The 1,655-nt window shown below is 46.7% G+C and carries 1 pseudogene; it reads left to right on the top strand.

The features are described from left to right. A pseudogene (locus AB4232_RS22175) lies at positions 1-1,655 on the top strand (hypothetical protein); the annotation flags it as partial.

Genomic DNA, 1,655 nt, shown 5'->3' with positions numbered 1-1,655 from the left:
CAGTTCGTTTATGACGGGCAACTTAGAACATTGGTTCAAACAGATACTGGTGAGCAGCGCTTCGGTTTCACTGAAGGGACGTTAGTCATCACCCTTCAAGGTGAAGTGCGTTTTGAACCCAATCGCGATTTAAACCACACGAGCAGCGAAGACATCGTTAAAACAATCGTAGTGACGTCAAGTGACTTTGATAAAGACCCAGTGACATCTACCGTGAAGTTGACCATCACCGATGGTGATATTCCAACGATTAATACCATTCCAAGCGTCACTTTATCAGAATCTAACCTTACAGATGGCTCGGCAGCAAGCAACGCGCCTGTGAGTCAAACAGAGACGATCACCTTTACCAATCAAAGCGACAATGTGACCAGTTTCCGCATTGAGCCAAGCTTATTTAATACCAACGACACACTTAAATCGAATGGATTGGTCGTTGAGCTTAAAGCGGATCCCAACACGACTGGGGCGTACATTGGCTTTGTGAAAGATGGCGCCAACCCAGAGGTTCCTGTCTTTACGATTAGTTTCTCTACTAGCACGGTGGGTGAGTACACCTTTACTCTACTTGAAGCATTAGATCATGCTGATGGCCAAGCAAAGAACGATCTGAGCTTTGAGCTTCCTGTACTTGCGGTCGATCGTGATGGTGATGATTCATTGATGTCGCCATTGAAAGTGACGGTTAGCGATGATGTGCAAGGCATGCAAAACCAAACGTTAACCATTACTGAGCCAACGGTGGCTGATTTGGCTGCAGGTGTTGTTACGACAGGCACTGTCGATGTGATGCCAGTGCAAAGTGCAGATGGTGCAACAATCACTCAGTTCGTTTATGACGGACAACTTAGAACACTGGTTCAAACAGATACTGGTGAGCAGCGGTTCGGTTTCACTGAAGGGACGTTAGTCATCACCCTGCAAGGTGAAGTGCGCTTTGAACCCAATCGCGATTTAGTTCATACAAACAACGAAGACATCGTTAAAACAATCGTAGTGACGTCAAGTGACTTTGATAAAGATCCGGTGACATCCACCGTGACTTTGACCATTACCGATGGTGATATTCCAATCATCAATACTATTCCAACCGTTACGCTATCAGAATCCAATCTAGCCGATGGCTCGGCAGCAAGCACCGTGCCTGTGAGTCAAACCGAGACTATTCAGTTTACTAATCAAAGCGACAATGTGACCAGTTTCCGCATTGAGCCAAGCTTATTTAATCCCAACGACATACTTAAATCGAATGGGTTGGTCGTTGAGCTTAAAGCAGATCCAAACACGACTGGGGCGTATATCGGCTTTGTGAAAGATGGAGCCAACCCAGAGGTTCCTGTCTTTACGATTAGTTTCTCTACTAGCACTGTGGGTGAGTACACCTTTACTCTGCTTGAAGCGTTAGATCATGCTGATGGCCAAGCGAAGAACGATCTGAGCTTTGAACTGCCTGTATTTGCCGTCGACCGCGATGGTGACGATTCATTGATGTCGCCATTGAAAGTGACGGTCAGCGATGATGTGCAAGGCATGCAAAACCAAACGTTGACCATTACTGAGCCAACGGTGGCTGATTTGGCTGCTGGTGTTGTCACGACAGGCACGGTTGATGTGATGCCAGTGCAAAGTGCAGATGGGGCAACGATTACCCAGTT

The organism is Vibrio sp. 10N.286.46.A8 (assembly GCF_041470165.1).
GTDB classification, from domain to species: domain Bacteria; phylum Pseudomonadota; class Gammaproteobacteria; order Enterobacterales; family Vibrionaceae; genus Vibrio; species Vibrio tasmaniensis_A.
This window is presented reverse-complemented; position numbering and strand designations above follow the sequence as displayed.